The 18,079-nt window shown below is 66.6% G+C and carries 19 protein-coding genes; 17 read left to right on the top strand and 2 right to left on the bottom strand.

The window, feature by feature from the left end; all coding sequences use genetic code 11:
• Nucleotides 1-111 precede the first annotated feature (111 nt).
• From ACIGFL_RS13175 to murB, 8 genes are all read left to right on the top strand, one after another.
• On the top strand, nucleotides 112-2,325 hold the full coding sequence (locus ACIGFL_RS13175) for a DNA internalization-related competence protein ComEC/Rec2 (protein ID WP_397497473.1): 2,214 nt from the start codon (nucleotides 112-114) through the stop codon (nucleotides 2,323-2,325).
• Nucleotides 2,326-2,397: 72 nt separating this feature from the next.
• A complete protein-coding gene (locus ACIGFL_RS13170; RefSeq protein ID WP_003245211.1) occupies nucleotides 2,398-3,030 on the top strand; it encodes a MotA/TolQ/ExbB proton channel family protein in 633 nt (210 codons plus the stop codon).
• On the top strand, nucleotides 3,027-3,455 hold the full coding sequence (locus tag ACIGFL_RS13165) for a biopolymer transporter ExbD (protein WP_021445184.1): 429 nt from the start codon (nucleotides 3,027-3,029) through the stop codon (nucleotides 3,453-3,455). The genes ACIGFL_RS13170 and ACIGFL_RS13165 overlap by 4 nt, the downstream gene beginning before the upstream one ends.
• Nucleotides 3,456-4,460, top strand: a complete 1,005-nt coding sequence (gene lpxK, locus ACIGFL_RS13160) for a tetraacyldisaccharide 4'-kinase (protein ID WP_397497472.1) — start codon at nucleotides 3,456-3,458, stop codon at nucleotides 4,458-4,460. It abuts the gene before it with no gap.
• A gap of 19 nt (nucleotides 4,461-4,479) precedes the next feature.
• Nucleotides 4,480-4,665 carry a Trm112 family protein gene (locus ACIGFL_RS13155; RefSeq protein ID WP_021444518.1) on the top strand — a complete coding sequence of 62 codons (186 nt, stop codon included), beginning with the start codon at nucleotides 4,480-4,482 and terminating at the stop codon, nucleotides 4,663-4,665.
• A complete protein-coding gene (gene kdsB, locus ACIGFL_RS13150; protein WP_397497471.1) occupies nucleotides 4,666-5,430 on the top strand; it encodes a 3-deoxy-manno-octulosonate cytidylyltransferase in 765 nt (254 codons plus the stop codon). It begins immediately after the preceding gene.
• Nucleotides 5,430-5,894 carry a low molecular weight protein-tyrosine-phosphatase gene (locus tag ACIGFL_RS13145; RefSeq protein ID WP_397497470.1) on the top strand — a complete coding sequence of 155 codons (465 nt, stop codon included), beginning with the start codon at nucleotides 5,430-5,432 and terminating at the stop codon, nucleotides 5,892-5,894. Before kdsB ends, ACIGFL_RS13145 begins: the two co-directional genes overlap by 1 nt.
• Nucleotides 5,891-6,910: a UDP-N-acetylmuramate dehydrogenase gene (murB, locus tag ACIGFL_RS13140; protein ID WP_397497469.1), complete on the top strand. Its 1,020-nt coding sequence runs from the start codon at nucleotides 5,891-5,893 to the stop codon at nucleotides 6,908-6,910. Before ACIGFL_RS13145 ends, murB begins: the two co-directional genes overlap by 4 nt.
• A gap of 211 nt (nucleotides 6,911-7,121) precedes the next feature.
• On the opposite strand, the gene rne is transcribed toward murB, so the two are convergent.
• Entirely contained in the window at nucleotides 7,122-10,166 is a 3,045-nt protein-coding gene (gene rne / locus ACIGFL_RS13135) for a ribonuclease E (protein ID WP_397497468.1), read from the bottom strand.
• A 579-nt stretch (nucleotides 10,167-10,745) separates the two neighbouring features.
• Between rne and rluC the strand changes: the two genes are divergently transcribed.
• Genes rluC through sppA form a run of 3 tightly spaced genes read left to right on the top strand, consistent with a single transcriptional unit; the run spans nucleotide 10,746 to nucleotide 13,357 of the window.
• Nucleotides 10,746-11,699, top strand: coding sequence for a 23S rRNA pseudouridine(955/2504/2580) synthase RluC (gene rluC / locus ACIGFL_RS13130; protein ID WP_397497467.1), 954 nt, complete (start codon nucleotides 10,746-10,748; stop codon nucleotides 11,697-11,699).
• Nucleotides 11,692-12,387, top strand: a complete 696-nt coding sequence (locus tag ACIGFL_RS13125) for an HAD-IA family hydrolase (RefSeq protein WP_397497466.1) — start codon at nucleotides 11,692-11,694, stop codon at nucleotides 12,385-12,387. The genes rluC and ACIGFL_RS13125 overlap by 8 nt, the downstream gene beginning before the upstream one ends.
• A complete protein-coding gene (gene sppA / locus ACIGFL_RS13120) occupies nucleotides 12,377-13,357 on the top strand; it encodes a signal peptide peptidase SppA (protein WP_397497519.1) in 981 nt (326 codons plus the stop codon). The genes ACIGFL_RS13125 and sppA overlap by 11 nt, the downstream gene beginning before the upstream one ends.
• 51 nt (nucleotides 13,358-13,408) lie before the next feature.
• Here sppA and ACIGFL_RS13115 read toward each other — a convergent pair whose 3' ends face one another.
• Nucleotides 13,409-13,987, bottom strand: coding sequence for a Maf family protein (locus ACIGFL_RS13115; RefSeq protein ID WP_397497465.1), 579 nt, complete (start codon nucleotides 13,985-13,987; stop codon nucleotides 13,409-13,411).
• A gap of 106 nt (nucleotides 13,988-14,093) precedes the next feature.
• Here ACIGFL_RS13115 and ACIGFL_RS13110 point away from each other — a divergent pair, with 106 nt between their 5' ends.
• The 6 genes from ACIGFL_RS13110 (at nucleotide 14,094) to acpP (ending at nucleotide 18,058) form a co-directional block, all read left to right on the top strand.
• Nucleotides 14,094-14,621, top strand: a complete 528-nt coding sequence (locus ACIGFL_RS13110; RefSeq protein WP_397497464.1) for a YceD family protein — start codon at nucleotides 14,094-14,096, stop codon at nucleotides 14,619-14,621.
• Between the two features lie 13 nt (nucleotides 14,622-14,634).
• Nucleotides 14,635-14,817: a 50S ribosomal protein L32 gene (gene rpmF / locus ACIGFL_RS13105; RefSeq protein ID WP_003245185.1), complete on the top strand. Its 183-nt coding sequence runs from the start codon at nucleotides 14,635-14,637 to the stop codon at nucleotides 14,815-14,817.
• A gap of 3 nt (nucleotides 14,818-14,820) precedes the next feature.
• The gene (plsX, locus tag ACIGFL_RS13100) at nucleotides 14,821-15,831 is read left to right on the top strand and encodes a phosphate acyltransferase PlsX (protein WP_397497463.1); all 1,011 of its coding nucleotides are present in this window, start codon (nucleotides 14,821-14,823) and stop codon (nucleotides 15,829-15,831) included.
• A gap of 93 nt (nucleotides 15,832-15,924) precedes the next feature.
• Nucleotides 15,925-16,863 (top strand): ACP S-malonyltransferase, encoded by a 939-nt coding sequence (fabD, locus tag ACIGFL_RS13095; RefSeq protein WP_397497462.1) that lies wholly within the window; start codon nucleotides 15,925-15,927, stop codon nucleotides 16,861-16,863.
• Between the two features lie 15 nt (nucleotides 16,864-16,878).
• Nucleotides 16,879-17,622 carry a 3-oxoacyl-ACP reductase FabG gene (gene fabG / locus ACIGFL_RS13090; RefSeq protein ID WP_021445437.1) on the top strand — a complete coding sequence of 248 codons (744 nt, stop codon included), beginning with the start codon at nucleotides 16,879-16,881 and terminating at the stop codon, nucleotides 17,620-17,622.
• Nucleotides 17,623-17,821: 199 nt separating this feature from the next.
• A complete protein-coding gene (gene acpP, locus ACIGFL_RS13085) occupies nucleotides 17,822-18,058 on the top strand; it encodes an acyl carrier protein (RefSeq protein ID WP_003245177.1) in 237 nt (78 codons plus the stop codon).
• Nucleotides 18,059-18,079: the final 21 nt, after the last annotated feature.

Genomic DNA, 18,079 nt, shown 5'->3' with positions numbered 1-18,079 from the left:
GTATTATGCACAGATTCATGACCGTTCGCTTTCTTAAGATTGTGACAGCGGGTGAGCGCTGCAAGGGTTTGCCAGGCGCTTTCGGACGAGGGAATGAGGATGCGCACAGGGATGTTGGCGCTGGCCGCGGGCTTGCTGTCGCTGCGATTTCTGCCGCAGTTGCCGCCGGGATGGCTGCTGGCGCTGCTGGCCGGCGCCGGGCTGCTGTTGTTGCTCTCGCGGCTCTATTTCATCGGCTGCTTTCTGCTCGGTCTGGCCTGGGCCTGCTGTTCGGCGCAGTGGGCCCTGGGCGATCGCCTGGCGCCGGCGCTGGACGGCCGCACCCTGTGGTTGGAGGGGCGGGTGGTCGGCCTGCCGGAGGTCGGCGAGGGCGTGGTGCGTTTCCAGCTGGAGGGCGCCCATTCGCGCCGCGCCGAGTTGCCGCGGCGGCTGCGCCTGGCCTGGTATGGCGGGCCGGATATTCGCGGCGGCGAGCGCTGGCGCCTGGCGGTCAACCTCAAGCGCCCGCATGGTCTGGTCAATCCGCACAGCTTCGATTACGAGGCCTGGCTGCTGGCGCAGCGCATTGGCGCCACCGGTACGATCAAGGCCGGCCAGCGGCTGGCGCCGGCCAGTGGCCTGGGCAGCTGGCGCGATGGCTTGCGCCAGCGTTTGCTGGCGGCTCCGGCCTTCGGCCGCGAGGGCGGTATCGCCGCCCTGGTGCTGGGCGACGGCTCGGGGCTGACGACCGCCGACTGGCGCCTGCTGCAGCACACCGGCACGGTGCACCTGATGGTCATCTCCGGTCAGCACATCGCCCTGCTGGCGGGGTTTCTCTATGGCCTGGTGGCCTTCCTGGCACGTGTGGGGGCCTGGCCACGGCGCTGGCCCTGGCTGCCGGCCGCCTGCGTCCTGGCCTTGGTCGGCGCCCTGGGTTACGGCCTGCTCGCCGGTTTCGAGGTGCCGGTGCGGCGGGCCTGCGTGATGGTGGCGCTGGTGCTGCTGTGGCGCCTGCGCTTTCGTAATCTCGGCGCCTGGTGGCCGCTGCTGCTGGCCTTGCTCGCGGTGTTGCTGCTGGAACCGCTGGCCTCGCTGCAGCCGGGCTTCTGGTTGTCCTTCGCCGCGGTGGCGATCCTGATTCTGGTGTTCGGCGACCGCCTGGGCGTGTGGGGCTGGTGGCGCGGGCTGACCCGCGCGCAGTGGACCATGGCCATCGGCCTGCTGCCGCTGATGCTGATCCTCGGCTTGCCGGTCAGCAGCAGCGGGCCGTTGGCCAACCTGATCGCCGTGCCCTGGGTCGGTCTGCTGGTGGTGCCGCTGGCCTTGCTCGGCACCCTGTTGCTGCCCGTGCCGGGCTTGGGCGAGGGTCTGCTGTGGCTGGCCGGCGGCGCCTTGCAGCTGTTATTCCTGTTGCTCGGCCATATCGCTGGCTGGCTGCCGGCCTGGTTGCCGAGCAATCTGCCGCTGTGGGCCTGGCTGCTGGCCCTGGGCGGGGCGCTGCTGTTGTTGCTGCCGGGCGGGGTGCCGCTACGCCTGCCCGGCCTGGCCCTGCTCTTGCCGGCGCTGTTTCTGCCGCCGCCGGCGTTGCCGGAGGGGCGCGCCGAGGTCTGGCTGCTGGACGTGGGGCAGGGGTTATCGGTGCTGGTGCGCACCCGCGCGCGCAGTCTGCTGTACGACGCCGGGCCGCGTTTCGGCGATTTCGACAGCGGCGAGCGTATCGTCCTGCCGTCGTTGCGCGCGCTGAACCTGCAGCACCTCGATCTTCTGTTGCTCAGCCATGCCGACAACGACCACGCCGGCGGCGCCGCCGCGATCGTCGCCGGCCTGCCGGTGGCGCGCCTGCTCAGCGGCGAGCCCGAACGCCTGGGGGCGCGGCTTGCGGCCGAGCCCTGCGAGTCGGGCCGGCAGTGGCAGTGGGATGGCGTCAGCTTTCGCCTGTGGCGCTGGGTGCAGGCGGCGCCTGGCAACCAGAGCTCCTGCGTGCTGCTGGTGGAGGCGGGCGGCGAGCGCCTGCTGCTGACCGGCGATATCGATGCGCGCGCCGAGCAAGCGTTGCTGCAGGATGACTTTCCCCTGGCGGCGCACTGGCTGCTGGCGCCGCACCATGGCAGCCGCAGCTCCTCCAGCCGGGCCTTCGTCGACGCGGTGGCGCCGCGCCATGTGCTGATCGCCCGCGGCCGTCACAACAACTTCGGCCATCCCCATCCGCAGGTGTTGGCGCGTTACCGCGAGGCCGGCGCCCGGCTGCACGACAGCGCCACCAGCGGCGCCCTGCGCCTGCTGCTGGGCGAGCAGGGCGAGGCGCAGGCGTTGCGACGCCAGGCACGTTTCTGGCGGGAAAAATGAGAACGGCGGCGGTCGGCGAGGGCGGCACCCTATGCTAGAGTGGCGCCACTTTTTCGAGGGGGATTCTCTACCGTGTGGGAACTGGTCAAAGCTGGCGGCTGGATGATGCTGCCGATCATTCTCTGCTCCATCGCCGCGGCCGGCATCGTCGCCGAGCGCCTGTGGACCCTGCGGCCCGCCCGCGTCACCCCGGCCAACCTGCTGGCCCAGGTCTGGCGCTGGATCAAGGACAAGAAGCTCAACAACCAGAAGCTCAAGGAACTGCGCGAGCATTCGCCGCTGGGGCAGATCCTCGCCGCCGGCCTGGCCAACTCCAAGCATGGTCGCGAGATCATGAAGGAATGCATCGAGGAGGCCGCCGCCCGCGTCATCCATGAGCTGGAGCGCTACCTCAACGCCCTCGGCACCATCGCCGGCATCGCCCCGCTGCTCGGCCTGCTCGGCACCGTGCTGGGCATGATCGAAATCTTCAGCTCCTTCATGGGCTCGGGCATGGCCAATGCGCCGATGCTCGCCGGCGGTATCTCTAAGGCGTTGATCACCACCGCCGCCGGCCTGATGGTGGCGATTCCGGCGCTGTTCTTCCATCGCTACCTGCAGCGTCGCGTCGACGAGCTGGTGGTGGGCATGGAGCAGGAGGCGATCAAGCTGGTGGAAATGGTGCAGGGCGACCGCGACGTCGACCTGGGCGAGGGCAAGGCGTGAAATTCCGGCGCAAACCGCGGGAGAGCGTCGAGATCAACCTGGCTTCGCTGATCGACGTGGTATTCATCCTGCTGCTGTTCTTCGTGGTCACCACCACCTTCACCCGCGAAACCCAGCTCAAGGTCGACCTGCCCGAGGCCGTCAGCGGCACGCCGCCGGAGCAGACCGAGCTGAAACAGCTGGAGATCCTGATCGGCACCGATGGCGCCTTCTCGGTGAACGGCAAGGCGCTGCTGGAAAGCAACCTGAGCAACCTGATGGCGGCGCTGCAGAAGGAGTCCGACGGCGACAACAGCCTGCCGCTGATCATCAGCGCCGACGGCAAGACCCCGCACCAGGCGGTGATCACCGCTATGGACGCGGCCGGCAAGCTGGGCTTCGCACACCTGCGCATCACCACGGTGGAAGCACAGGAAAGCCCTTAAGTGAGCGCTGCCGACCGTCTGCTCGACGCCTGGTACCGCGGCCATCCGGCGCTGGTACTGCTGCGCCCGCTGGAGTGGCTGTACCGCCGCGTGGTGCAGGGCAAGCGCGCGCGCTTTCTCGCTGGCGCGGGCGAGATCTACCGCGCGCCGGTGCCGGTGCTGGTGGTGGGCAACATCACCGTCGGCGGCACCGGCAAGACTCCGTTGATCCTCTTTCTGATCCAGCACTGCCGTGCCCGCGGCCTCAAGGTTGGCGTGGTCAGTCGCGGCTATGGCGCCACGCCGCCGAGCCTGCCCTGGCGGGTGCGCGCCGAGCAGCCGGCGGCGCAGGCCGGCGACGAGCCGCTGTTGATCGTCCAGCGCACCGCTGTGCCGCTGATGATCGACCCGGATCGCGGCCGTGCGGTGCGTGCGCTGCTGGCCGAGGAGCCGCTGGATCTGATCCTCTGCGACGACGGCCTGCAGCACTACCGCCTGGCGCGCGACCTGGAACTGGTGCTGATCGACGCCGCCCGCGGCCTGGGCAACCGCCGCTGCCTGCCGGCCGGACCGCTGCGCGAGCCGGCCGAACGCCTCGATGAGGTGGACGCCGTGCTGTTCAACGGCGCCGAGGCCGATCGCGCCGACGGCTACGCCTTCCGCCTGCAGCCCACCGCCCTGGTCAACCTGGCCAGCGGCGAGCGCGTGCCCCTGGATCATTTCCCCGCCGGCCAGGCCGTGCATGCGGTAGCCGGCATCGGCAACCCGCAGCGTTTCTTCGCCAGCCTCGAAGCGCTAAACTGGCGACCGGTTCCGCACCCTTTCGCCGACCATGCCCAGTACGACGCCGCGCAGCTCCGTTTCGAGCCGCCGCTGCCCATGCTGATGACCGAGAAGGATGCGGTGAAATGCCGGGCCTTCGCCGCCGCCGACTGGTGGTACCTGGCCGTCGATGCCGTGCCCACGCCGGCCTTCGTCGCTTGGTTGGACAAGGAGTTGGCCCGCCTCATACCGGGGTCTTCGTGACCCCATCAAGGACTCCGCCATGGACCCTAAACTGCTCGATATCCTCGCCTGCCCGATCTGCAAGGGCCCGCTGCAGCTCTCCGAAGACAAGACCGAACTGATCAGCAAGGGCGCCGGCGTGGCCTACCCGATTCGCGACGGCATCCCGGTGATGCTGGAAAGCGAGGCGCGCACCCTCAGCACCGACGAGCGCCTGGACAAGTAAATGAGCGCAGCCTTTACCGTCGTCATTCCCGCCCGTTACGCCTCCACCCGCCTGCCCGGCAAGCCGCTGCAGGACATCGCCGGCAAGCCCATGGTGCAGCGCGTCTGGGAGCAGGCGAAGAAGAGTTCCGCCGCCCGTGTGGTGGTGGCCACCGACGATGCGCGCATCGTCGAGGCCTGCCAGGCCTTCGGCGCCGAGGTGCTGCTGACCCGCGAGGATCACAACTCCGGCACCGACCGCCTGGCCGAGGTCGCCAGCCAGCTCCGCCTGGCCGACGATGCCATTGTGGTCAACGTGCAGGGCGACGAGCCGCTGATCCCGCCGGCGATCATCGACCAGGTGGCGGCCAACCTGGCGGCCAATCCGCAGGCCGCTATCGCCACCCTGGCCGAGCCCATCGAGGACGTCCAGGCGTTGTTCAACCCCAGTGTGGTCAAGGTGGTCGCCGACAAGAATGGCCTGGCCCTGACCTTCAGCCGCGCGCCGCTGGCCTGGGCGCGCGACGCCTTCGCCCAGAGTCGCGACGTACTGCCGGCCGGCGTGCCCTATCGTCGTCATATCGGCATCTACGCCTACCGCGCCGGTTTCCTCCACGACTTCGTCGCCTGGGGCCCGTGCTGGCTGGAAGACACCGAGTGCCTGGAGCAGCTGCGCGCGCTGTACCACGGCGTGCGCATCCATGTCGCCGATGCCCTCGAGGCGCCGGCCGCCGGCGTGGATACTGCCGAAGACCTGGAGCGGGTGCGCCGCCTGCTGGGGGCCTGATGAAAGTCCTGTTCGTCTGCCTGGGCAATATCTGCCGTTCGCCCACGGCCGAAGGCGTCTTGCGCCACAAGCTGCGCGCCGCCGGCCTGGAGGATCGGGTGCAGGTGGATTCCGCCGGTACCGGCGACTGGCATGTCGGCAAGGCGCCCGACAGCCGCACCCGCATCGCCGCGCAGCGCCGCGGCTATGACCTGTCGGCGCTGCGCGCGCGGCAGGTCGAGGCGGCCGATTTTCAGCGCTTCGACCTGATCCTGGCCATGGACCAGAGCAATCTGCGCAATCTGCAGGCGCTGCGTCCGGCAGGTGCCCAGGCGGATCTGGACCTCTATCTGCGTCGCTATGAGCTGGCCCTGGACGATGTGCCTGATCCTTATTACGGCGGCGAAGACGGCTTCGAGCAGGTGCTGGATCTGATCGAGCAGGCCAGCGAGGCATTGCTGGCCGAGATCAGGGGGCGCCTGTGAACCTGCTTCTGCAGAGCGAGGTTTCGCTCAAGGCCTTCAACAGCTTCGGCGTCGAGGTAGGCGCCCGACTGTTTGCCCAAGCCCATAACGACGACGAAGTGCGCGAAGCGCTGCGCCTGGCTGAGTCACATGATCTGCCGCTGCTGGTGATCGGTGGCGGCAGCAACCTGCTGCTGACCCGCGATGTCGAGGCGCTGGTGCTGCGCATGGCCAGTCGCGGCATTCGCATCCTCGAAGACGACGGCGAACGGGTGCTGGTGGAGGCCGAGGCCGGCGAACCCTGGCATCCCTTCGTGCTGTGGAGCCTGGAACAGGGGCTCAACGGTCTGGAGAACCTCAGTCTGATCCCCGGCACCGTCGGCGCCGCGCCGATGCAGAACATCGGCGCCTATGGCGTCGAGCTCAAGGACCTGTTCGTCGGCCTTACCGCGCTGGATCGGCAGAGCGGCGAGCTGCGCGACTTCAGCCTGGACGAATGCGCCTTCGCCTACCGCGACAGCCTGTTCAAGCGCGAGGCGGGGCGCTGGCTGATCCTGCGCGTGCGCTTGCAACTGAGCCGTGTGGCGGCGCTGCGCCTGGATTATGGCCCGGTGCGCCAGCGCCTGGCCGCGATGGGCATCGAGGCGCCGACCGCCAGCGATGTGAGCCGGGCGATCTGCGCCATCCGCAGCGAGAAGCTGCCGGATCCGGCCGAGCTGGGCAATGCCGGCAGCTTCTTCAAGAACCCGCTGGTGTCGAACGCGGTCGCCGAGCGCATTCGCGCCGAGCATGCCGATCTGGTCGGCTATCCGGCGGGCGAGGGGCTGCTGAAGCTGGCCGCCGGCTGGCTGATCGAGCGGGCAGGGTGGAAGGGCTTTCGCGACGGCGATGCCGGGGTGCACCGCCTGCAGGCGCTGGTCCTGGTCAACTATGGCCAGGCCAGCGGCGAGCAACTGCTGGCCCTGGCGCGGCGTATCCAGGCGGATATTCAGGCGCGCTTCGGCGTCGAGCTGGAAATCGAACCCAACGTGCTCTGAGCGCCAGGTTCGAGCCCATTCGCGGATACCACTGCATGGATGCAGGAGGTAGGGCGAAGCAGGATGCCAGAGCCGAAAGCCGCCCCCACAGGAACTGCACCGCTCTCGTAGGAGCGGCTTCAGCCGCGAACGTGCAAAGTCCAAGGCGCTTTTCGCCCAGACATAAAAAAGGGGATGCCTAGGCATCCCCTTTTTCATTGCGAGCCGAGCATCAAACCTGCGGCTTGACCTCTTCCTTCTCGCTTTCCACTTCGCTCTCGGCGTTCGGCTGTTCGTCGGTTGCTTCGCTCGGCTGTTGAACGGCTTCGCTCGGCTCGACCACTACCTGCTCGCTGGCAACCGGGGCGCTTTCGACGCTTTGCTCGGTCGCAACGGCCGGCTGAGCTTCGACCGGAGCGGCCTCGGCTTCGGCGGCAACGCTTTGCTCGGCCGGAGCAGCGGCGGCGGCCTCGGCGGCTTCGCGGGCCAGGCGCTCGGCTTCGCGCTGACGACGGCGCACTTCGCGCGGATCGTTCGGCGCGCGACCGCCGCTGCTGAGCGGAGCCGCGGCAACCGGCTCTTGCGCCGCGGCAACCGGAGCTTCTGGCACGGCTGCCGGGGCTTCTTCCTGCACAGCGGCTGGCGCAGCCGCTGGTTCGGCTGCCGGCGCTTCGACGACCTGGACTTCGGCAGCCGGAGCAGCCTCGACCACGACTTCGGCGACCTGCTCGGCTACCACCGCAGGCTCACTCGGTTCAGCGGCGACAGCGACCTCTACCGGCGCGGTGGGTTCTTCGCTGGCTACTTGCGCGGCGGGCGCTGCAACCGGCTCGACGGCCTGCACTTCGACCGCGGGCTGTTCGTCGCTGCTGGCGGCCACTACCGCGGCTGCCGTGGCGGCGGCTACGGCGACCTGGGCGCTCTGCGCGTCGCCTTCAGCGGTTTCTTCGGCGCCATCGATCAGGTTGCCGTCGGCATCGCGCTGACGCTCGCGGCGATTGCTGCGACGACGCTGGCCGCGCGAACGGCGACGCGGGCGCTCGCCCTCGTTGCTGTCCTGCTCGTCGTCCTGCAGTTGCTCCTCGTTCGGCAGGGCTTCGTCTTGCAGGGCTTCATCCTGCAGGGCCTCGGCCTGTTCGGCGCGCGGCTGACGCTCCTCACGCGGCGGACGTTGACGCTCCTGACGCTCGGCGCGCGGCGGGCGCTCGGCGCGCGGCTCTTCGCTGCGGGCTTCTACGGCATTGCCGTCGAGCGGCTCGCGCAGTTCGCGCACGCGTTCCTCGCGCGGGGCACGCTCTTCGCGCGGCTTGCGCTCGCGGCGGTTTTCCTGGCCTTCGCGCGGAGCACGCTCCTCGCGCGGAGCACGCTCCTCACGCGGTTGACGCTCTTCGCGCGGCTCGCGGGCCTGACGCTCTTCACGCGGGGCGCGCTCTTCGCGCGGCTTGCGCTCTTCGTCGCGACGACCGCCGCGATTGCGGCTCTGCTGACGACCGTTGCGGCGCTCTTCGCGCGGCGGACGCTCGCTGCTCTTCTTCTCCACCACGGCCGGCTTGGCTTCTTCTTCCTTGCCGGCGAACAGGCTGACCAGCGACTTGACCAGGCCCTTGAACAGGCTCGGCTCCGGCGTGGGGGCCGGGGCCAGCGGTGCGGCGGCCGGCTCGGCGGCAGCCGGTGCGCTGCTGCGCGGGGCGGCCTTGATCGCGGCTTCCTGGCGTACCAGGGTGCGAGTAGCGGCAGCCGGCTGGGCTTCTTCGCTCTCGGCGGTGGCGGTGATTTCGTAGCTGGACTGGCCGCTCAGGGCTTCCGGGCTGTCGTCGCGCAGGCGCTGCACTTCGAAGTGCGGGGTTTCCAGGTGATCGTTGGGCAGGATCACGATGCGCGCGCGGGTGCGCAGTTCGATCTTGGTGATCGAGTTGCGCTTCTCGTTGAGCAGGAAGGCCGCGACCGGGATCGGCACCTGGGCGCGGACTTCGGCGGTGCGATCCTTCAGCGCTTCTTCTTCGATCAGGCGCAGGATGGCCAGCGACAGCGATTCGACGTCGCGGATGATGCCTTGACCGTTGCAGCGTGGGCAGACGATGCCGCTGGTCTCGCCCAGGGACGGACGCAGGCGTTGGCGGGACATTTCCAGCAGGCCGAAGCGCGAGATGCGGCCGACCTGAACGCGGGCGCGGTCGGCCTCCAGGGCTTCGCGCACCTTCTCCTCGACGGCGCGCTGGTTCTTCGCCGGGGTCATGTCGATGAAGTCGATGACGATCAGGCCGCCGATGTCGCGCAGGCGCAGCTGGCGGGCGATTTCCTCGGCCGCTTCCAGGTTGGTCTGCAGCGCGGTCTCCTCGATGTCGCTGCCCTTGGTGGCGCGCGCCGAGTTGATGTCGATGGAGACCAGGGCTTCGGTCGGGTCGATGACGATGGAGCCACCGGACGGCAGCTTCACTTCACGCTGGAAGGCGGTTTCGATCTGGCTTTCGATCTGGAAGCGGTTGAACAGCGGCACGCTGTCTTCGTACAGCTTGATCTTGCTGGCGTACTGCGGCATCACCTGCTGGATGAAGGAGAGCGCTTCTTCCTGGGCTTCGACGCTGTCGACCAGCACTTCGCCGATGTCCTGGCGCAGGTAGTCGCGGATGGCGCGGATGATGACGTTGGATTCCTGGTAGATCAGGAACGGGGCGGGGCGGCTGGTGGAGGCTTCCTTGATGGCGCTCCACAGCTGCAGCAGGTAGTCGAGGTCCCACTGCATTTCTTCGCTGGAGCGGCCCAGGCCGGCGGTGCGCACGATCAGGCCCATGTCGGCCGGGGCGTTGAGGCCGTTCAGCGCTTCGCGCAGTTCGTTGCGCTCTTCGCCTTCGATGCGGCGGCTGATGCCACCGGCACGCGGGTTGTTCGGCATCAGCACCAAGTAACGACCGGCCAGGCTGATGAAGGTGGTCAGGGCCGCGCCCTTGTTGCCGCGTTCTTCCTTCTCGACCTGGACTATGACTTCCTGGCCTTCCTTGAGCACGTCCTTGATATTGACGCGGCCGCCTTCAGGGGCCTTGGAGAAGTATTCGCGGGAGATTTCTTTGAGGGGGAGGAAGCCGTGGCGTTCGGAGCCGAAATCGACGAAGGCGGCTTCAAGGCTGGGTTCGACGCGGGTGATGCGGCCTTTATAGATGTTGGCCTTCTTCTGTTCGCGGGCGCCGGACTCGATGTCCAGGTCGTAGAGTTTTTGGCCGTCTACCAGGGCAACACGCAACTCTTCGGGCTGAGTCGCGTTAATAAGCATTCTTTTCATGTGGTACCAATGGGTTCCGGGGCTGCCGGAAGCCACGTCAGGCACACACGACTCTCAGGGTCGGTGTCAGGCGCGTCAGAAACGGTCGTAAATCGTTCCACTGTCTAGCGACGGCCAGCCACTATCGGGCTGCGGTCGCGACGGACGTCTCCTGCTTGCTGTGGTGACAGAAGCACTCAGTCAGGAGGAGGAATCAACTGGCGGTAGCGGACGAGATGAGGCGTCTTTGATCAAGCGATGTGCTACGCAGTCCGACAGTTGTACATCTCCACCCTACACGTATCGCTGAAAATCGGGTGCCGCGCGCGGATTCCGCAGCGGTTGTCAGTTACCGCGACCGCCCGACCGGGCGAATCGCGCATCATACTCAAGGCTTTATTTCCGAACTCTTCGCGGCCTTTTGCGGCCTTTCTAAGCCGAAGAATCCGTCGGACGGCCTCACGTCCTCAATGGGTTGCGCGGGCAGGGGATGGCAAGTTTGGCGATCATCCGCAAGCCAGGCCGCTTTTGGCGGCGTTCGCGACTATAGCAGCAATGATTAAGTGCTTCAATTCCATAAAAAATTGTTATGATTGCGCGATGACTACTCCCGCCTCTCCAACCTCCGGCGTTCAGCTGATCGAGGTTGCACCGGAACTCGCCGGCCAACGCATCGACAATTTCCTCCGGACACAGCTCAAGGGCGTGCCCAAGACCCTGATTTACCGCATCTTGCGCAAAGGTGAGGTGCGGGTGAACAAGGGTCGGATCAAGCCCGAGTACAAGCTGCAGGCTGGCGACATCGTGCGCGTGCCGCCGCTGCGCCTGGCCGAACGCGACGAGCCCGAGCCGCTGGCGCAGGGCCTGCTCGAGCGCCTGGAGGCGGCCATCGTCTACGAGGACAAGGCGCTGATCGTGCTGAACAAGCCGGCCGGCATCGCCGTGCATGGTGGCAGCGGTCTCAACTACGGCGTGATCGAGGCCTTCCGCCAGTTGCGTCCCGAGGCCAAGGATCTGGAGCTGGTGCATCGCCTGGATCGCGACACCTCCGGCCTTTTGATGATCGCCAAGAAGCGCAGCATGCTGCGCCACCTGCACGAGGCGCTGCGCGGCGACGGCGTCGACAAGCGCTATATGGCGCTGGTGCGCGGCCACTGGGCGACCGCCAAGAAGCAGGTCAATGCGCCGTTGCAGAAGAGCAACCTGCGTTCTGGCGAGCGCATGGTCGAGGTCGATGGCGAGGGCAAGGAGGCGCTGACGCTGTTCCGCGTGCTGCGCCGCTTCGGCGAGTTCGCCACCCTGGTCGAGGCCAAGCCGGTGACCGGCCGTACCCATCAGATCCGCGTGCATGCCAAGCATGCCGGGCACTCGATCGCCGGTGATTCCAAGTACGGTGATGACGAGTTCACCCGCGAGATCCGCGAGCTGGGCGGCAAGCGCCTGTTCCTGCATGCCTATGAGCTGGTCGTGCCGCTGCCCGATGGCGGCGAGCTGCGCCTGGAGGCGCCGGTGGACGAGATGTGGGCGCGTACCCTGGAGCGTCTGAGTGCCTGACTATCGGCTGCTGATCTTCGATTGGGACGGCACCCTGGTGGATTCCATCGGGCGCATCGTCGAGGCCATGCATCGCGCCGCCGATGTCGGCGGCGTGCCGCGCCGCAGCGACGTCGAGGTGCGCGGCATCATCGGCCTGGAGCTGGGGCGGGCGATCCAGACGCTCTATCCGGAACTCCGCGATCCGGCGTGCATCGAAGCCTTTCGCCGCTGCTATAGCGAGCAGTACCTGGCGCTGGAAACCGAGCCTTCGCCGCTGTTCGATGGCGTGAGCGAGTCGCTCGAAGCCTTTCGTGAGCAGGGGTATCGATTGGCGGTGGCCACCGGCAAGGGGCGCCATGGCCTGCAGCGGGTGCTGGCGGACAAGGGCTGGCTGGATTACTTCGACGTCACCCGTTGCGCCGACGAGACCGCGAGCAAGCCCGACCCGCGCATGCTGCATGAGATTCTGCGACATTGTCGGATGGAGCCGGCGCAGGCGCTGATGGTGGGCGACTCGACCTTCGATCTGCTGATGGCGCGCAATGCCGGGATGGATGCGGTGGCGGTCGGTTTCGGGGCTCAACCATTGTCGGTGCTGCGCGAATGTGCGCCGCGGCTGGCGATCAACCAATTCAATGAGCTGCGCACCTGGCTGGATGGTCAGGCGGCGAAGCGCTCGATAGAGGTGAATGAATATGTCGGATGAGTGGAAGTCATCGGCGTCGCCCGAGGCCGAGGATGCCAAGAGCTGGAAATTGCTGGAGAAGGCGCTGCTGTCCAGCGTGCAGGAGCAGCGTCGCTCGAGGCGCTGGGGCATCTTCTTCAAGTTGCTGACCTTCGTTTACCTGTTCGTGGCGCTGGCCTTGTTCGTGCCGATGCTGGATCTGAAGAAGGCCTCGACGGCCGGGGCGCATACCGCGCTGATCGAGATCCGCGGGATGATCGCCGATCAGGAAGCGGCCAGTGCCGACAAGGTGGTCGGCAGCCTGCGCGCCGCCTTCGAGGATGCCAATACCAAGGGTGTGATTCTGCGCATCAATAGCCCGGGCGGCAGTCCGGTGCAGTCCGGCTACATCTATGACGAGATCCGCCGCCTGCGCGGCGAATACCCGCAGACCAAAGTCTATGCGGTGATCAGCGACCTGGGGGCGTCCGGCGCCTACTACATCGCCAGTGCGGCGGATGAAATCTACGCCGACAAGGCCAGTCTGGTCGGCTCCATCGGCGTCACGGCGGCGGGGTTCGGTTTTGTCGGGGTGATGGAGAAGCTGGGCGTGGATCGTCGGGTCTACACCTCGGGCGAGCACAAGGCCTTCCTCGATCCCTTCCAGCCGCCGAAGGAAGAGGAAACCCAGTTCTGGAAGAGCGTGCTGGAAACCACTCATCGCCAGTTCATCGACAGCGTCAAGCAGGGGCGTGGCGAGCGGCTCAAGGTCGAGGAGAATCCCGAGTTGTTCTCCGGGCTGGTGTGGTCGGGCGAGCAGGCGTTGCAGTTGGGGCTGATCGACGCCCTGGGCAGTGCCAGCTATGTGGCGCGCGAGGTGGTGGGGGCGAAGGAGATCGTCGATTTCACCGTGCGCGACACGCCGTTCGATCGCTTCGCCAAACGCCTGGGCACCAGCGTGGCCGATCGTATCGCGCTGTGGATGGGCTTTCAGGGGCCGACGCTGCGCTGATTTCTCTGCCGTGTGCGAAAAGGCCTGCTTGTCAGGCCTTTTTCGTGGCTGTCAGGGAATCTCGATGCCCTCGTTGAGCAGCATATCGACCAGGCGAATCAGTGGCAGGCCGATCAGGCTGGTGGCGTCTTCGCCTTCGGTACTGCGAAACAGGCTGATGCCCAGGCCTTCGGACTTGAAGCTGCCGGCGCAGTCGAAGGGTTGCTCGCGCTGCAGGTAGCGCAGGATCTGCGCCTCGTCGAGCTGGCGAAAGTGCACGGTGAAGGGCACGCAGTCCACCTGGCAGCGGCCGCTGGCGCTGTCGAGCAGCGCCAGGCCGGTGAGAAAGGTGACGCTGCTGCCGCTGGCGGCGCGCAGTTGCGCCTGGGCGCGCTCCAGGTCGTGCGGTTTGCCGAGAATCTGGCCATCGTCCAGCGCAGCGACCTGATCCGAGCCGATGATCAGGTGATTCGGGTGGCTGGTGGCCAGGACGCGGGCCTTCTCCTCGGCCAGGCGTTTGACCAGCTCTGTGGCGGTCTCGTCGGGGCGGTGCGTCTCGTCGATACTTGGCGACTGCCAGCTGAAGGGCAGTTGCAGGCGGGCGAGCAGTTCGCGGCGATAGGGCGAGCTGGAGGCGAGTAGCAGCGGCATATGAAGCTCCTATATATAAGGAGGCCATTCTAAAGAGCCGCCAGGTGCCGCGACAGGCCGAATTTCCTTTGACAGGGGCAGGGTGCATCCCTAGAATGCTGCGCCTATGTTGAATGGGCCGATTCCACCTCACGTTGATCCGCGCAAGCTCGCCGACCGCGAAGTTACCCTAGAAGGGCAACTCGAACTGGCCAGCCTGCCGCGTCTCTGCGACCCGCTTGCCGGTACGGCTGGCGTGGTTCAGGCGAAGTTTCACTTCGCGCGTGACGAGCAGAAAACTGTGGTCATCCGCAGCGAGCTCGAGGTTGAGGTCAAAATGGTCTGCCAGCGTTGTCTGGAGCTGGTCGCGCTACCCATCCGCAGCGAATGTGAATACGCCGTGGTTCGGGTTGGAGCGAACACTCAGTCCTTGCCGAAGGGCTACGACGTGCTGGAAGTGGGCGAAGAGCCGCTTGAAATGCTGGGCCTGGTCGAGGATGAATTGCTCCTCGCCCTGCCCATCGTTCCTGCTCACGCCCCAGGTGATTGCCAGCAGCCGGACGGTCTCGACGAGATCGAACCGGGCGAGGACGAGGTATCGCGGTCCAACCCGTTCAGTGTATTGGCGCAGTTAAAGCGTGACCCAAACGTTTAGGAGTTAATCAGTTATGGCTGTTCAGCAGAACAAAAAATCCCGTTCCGCCCGCGACATGCGTCGTTCGCACGACGCCCTCGAGGCCAGCACCCTGTCCGTAGAGAAGAGCACCGGTGAAGTTCACCTGCGCCACCACGTTTCTCCGGAAGGCGTGTACCGCGGTCGCAAGGTGATCGACAAGGGCGCCGACGAGTAATCCTTGTCCGCCTCGATCATCGCGATTGATGCAATGGGTGGGGACTTCGGTCCCCACTGCATTGTTCCGGCCTGCATTGCCGCGCTGGCCGAATTCCCCTCGCTGCACCTGACCCTCGTCGGTCAAGCCCCCCTTATCGAAGAACAGCTCGCCCGCCAGCCCGGCGTCGATCGCGCACGCCTGCAGGTTCATCACGCCGGCGAAGTGATCGCCATGGACGAGCGTCCGGCGCAGGCCTTGCGTGGCAAGCCCGATGCCTCGATGCGCGTGGCGCTGGAGCTGGTGCGTCAGCGCCAGGCCCATGCCTGCGTCAGTGCCGGCAATACCGGGGCGCTGATGGCGCTGTCGCGCTATGTGCTCAAGACCCTGCCGGGCATCGACCGGCCGGCCATGGTCAGTCCGGTGCCCACCGAGCGCGGCCACTGCTACCTGCTGGATCTGGGGGCCAATGTCGATTGCAGTGCCGAGCATCTCTACCAGTTCGCCATCATGGGCGCGGTGGCGGCCGAGACCCTAGGCGTCAGTCGGCCGCGGGTGGCGCTGCTCAACGTCGGCACCGAGGACATCAAGGGCAACCAGCAGGTCAAGCTGGCGGCCAGTCTGCTGCAGCAGGCGCGTGGGCTGAACTTCGTCGGCTATATCGAGGGCGACGGCCTGTACCGCGGCGAGGCCGATGTGGTGGTGTGCGACGGTTTCGTCGGCAATATCCTGCTCAAGTCCAGCGAGGGCCTGGCGCAGATGATCGCTGGGCGGGTCGAGGCGCTGTTCCGCCAGGGCCTGTTCGCCCAGGCCGTGGGGGCGTTGGCCATGCCGTTGCTGCGCCGCCTGAAGGCCGACCTGGCGCCGGCGCAGCACAATGGCGCGAGCTTTCTCGGCCTGCAGGGCATCGTGGTCAAGAGCCATGGCGCAGCGGGGCAGGAGGGTTTCCAGAGCGCGATTCGCTGCGCGCTGCGCGAGGTGCAGGAGAATCTGCCGCAGCGCCTGCACGGTCGCCTCGAGGATCTGTTGCTGTAGGATGTGACCACGGCCGACGGCCTGTCATCCAACTGTCAGTTCGCTGCGCCAGGCTTGCCCTGGCGCTGGTTTTCCGACTCAAGGGACTTATCCATGTCTGCATCCCTCGCATTCGTCTTCCCCGGTCAGGGTTCGCAAGCCCTGGCCATGCTCGCCGAGCACGGTGTCCAGCAGCAGCTGGTGATCGACACCTTCGGCGAAGCCTCCGAAGTGCTCGGCTACGACCTCTGGGCGCTGACCCAGCAGGGCCCGGAAGAGCAACTGAACCAGACCGACAAGACCCAGCCGGCCATCCTCGCCGCCTCCATCGCCCTGTGGCGTCTGTGGCAGGCCGAGGGCGGCGCGCGGCCTGCGTTCGTCGCCGGCCACAGCCTGGGCGAGTATTCCGCGCTGGTCGCCGCCGGCAGCCTGGGCTTCGCCGATGCGGTGAAGCTGGTGGAGCGCCGCGGCAAACTGATGCAGCAGGCCGTGCCGGCCGGGCAGGGCGGCATGGCCGCGATCCTCGGCCTGGACGATGCCGACGTGCTGGCAGCCTGCGCCGAAGCGGCGCAGGGCGATGTGGTCAGCGCGGTGAACTTCAACGCCCCGGGCCAGGTGGTGATCGCCGGCAGCGCGGCTGCCGTCGAGCGTGCCATCGAGGCGTGCAAGGCGCGTGGCGCCAAGCGTGCCATGGCGCTACCGGTCAGCGTGCCGTCGCACTGTGCGCTGATGAAGCCGGCTGCCGAGCGTTTCGCCGAGTCGGTCGAGGCCATCGCCTGGCAGGCACCGCAGATTCCGCTGGTGCAGAACGTCAGCGCCGCCGTGGTGTCCGACCTGGCCACCCTCAAGGCCGACCTGCTGGCGCAGCTCTACAGCCCGGTGCGCTGGGTCGAGTCGATGGTGCGTCTGTCCGAGCAGGGTGTCACCGACCTAGTCGAGTGCGGTCCCGGCAATGTGCTGGGCGGCCTCAACAAACGCTGCGTCAAGGGCGTCAACACCCACAACCTGGATACCCCGGATGCCTTTGCCGCCGCCCGCGCGGCTCTGGCCTGAGCAAGGAGAACGAACATGAGTCTGCAAGGTAAGGTCGCGCTGGTCACCGGCGCCAGCCGCGGTATCGGCCAGGCGATTGCCCTGGAGCTGGGCCGTCAGGGCGCCATCGTCATCGGCACCGCCACCAGCGCCTCGGGCGCCGAGCGCATCGCCGAAACCCTCAAGGCCAACGGCGTCGAAGGCGCCGGCCTGGTGCTCGACGTGAGCAACGATGAGTCGGTCGCCAGCACCCTGGAACACATCCAGCAACATCTTGGTCAGCCGTTGATCCTGGTCAACAACGCCGGCATCACCCGTGACAACCTGATGCTGCGGATGAAGGACGACGAGTGGTACGACGTGATCAACACCAACCTCAACAGCCTGTATCGCCTATCCAAGGCGGTGCTGCGCGGGATGACCAAGGCGCGTTTCGGCCGCATCATCAACATTGGCTCCGTCGTCGGCGCCATGGGCAATGCCGGGCAGGTCAACTACGCCGCGGCCAAGGCCGGCCTGGAAGGTTTCAGTCGTGCCCTGGCGCGTGAAGTGGGTTCGCGGGCGATCACCGTCAACTCGGTGGCCCCCGGTTTCATCGACACCGACATGACCCGCGAACTGCCGGAAGCCCAGCGCGACGCGCTGCTGACCCAGATTCCGCTGGGCCGTCTGGGCCAGGCCGAGGAGATCGCCAAGGTGGTGGCCTTCCTCGCCTCCGATGGCGCAGCCTACGTCACTGGGGCTACTATCCCCGTGAACGGCGGAATGTATATGAGCTGAATGTGACGAGCGCCTTCAGAAAACTGTCATAGTGGCTGTCTAAAATCCGTTATAAAGCTGCAACAGGTTTATAGACAGATCGTTGAAGTGTTCCTGGGGGCTCCCCGGCATTCAGCTTGAAATGCTAAAAACCCTTTCTATACACTTGGCCGCTACCAGCTAGCTGCCTGGATTTGTCCAATAGGAGTGAAAACAAGGTATGAGCACCATCGAAGAACGCGTCAAGAAAATCGTTGCCGAGCAACTGGGCGTGAAGGAAGAGGAAGTCACCAACAGCGCTTCCTTCGTCGAAGACCTGGGTGCCGACTCCCTTGACACCGTCGAGCTGGTGATGGCTCTCGAAGAGGAATTCGAGACCGAGATCCCGGACGAGCAAGCTGAGAAGATCACCACCGTTCAGGAAGCCATCGACTACGTGACCGCGCACGCGCAATAAGTCACCGTCGCTTCCCGACAC

It is taken from the genome of Pseudomonas sp. NPDC077649, assembly GCF_044542855.1.
GTDB lineage: Bacteria > Pseudomonadota > Gammaproteobacteria > Pseudomonadales > Pseudomonadaceae > Aquipseudomonas.
Note: the sequence above shows the minus strand (reverse complement) of the source record. Positions and strands in the feature narration are given on the sequence as shown.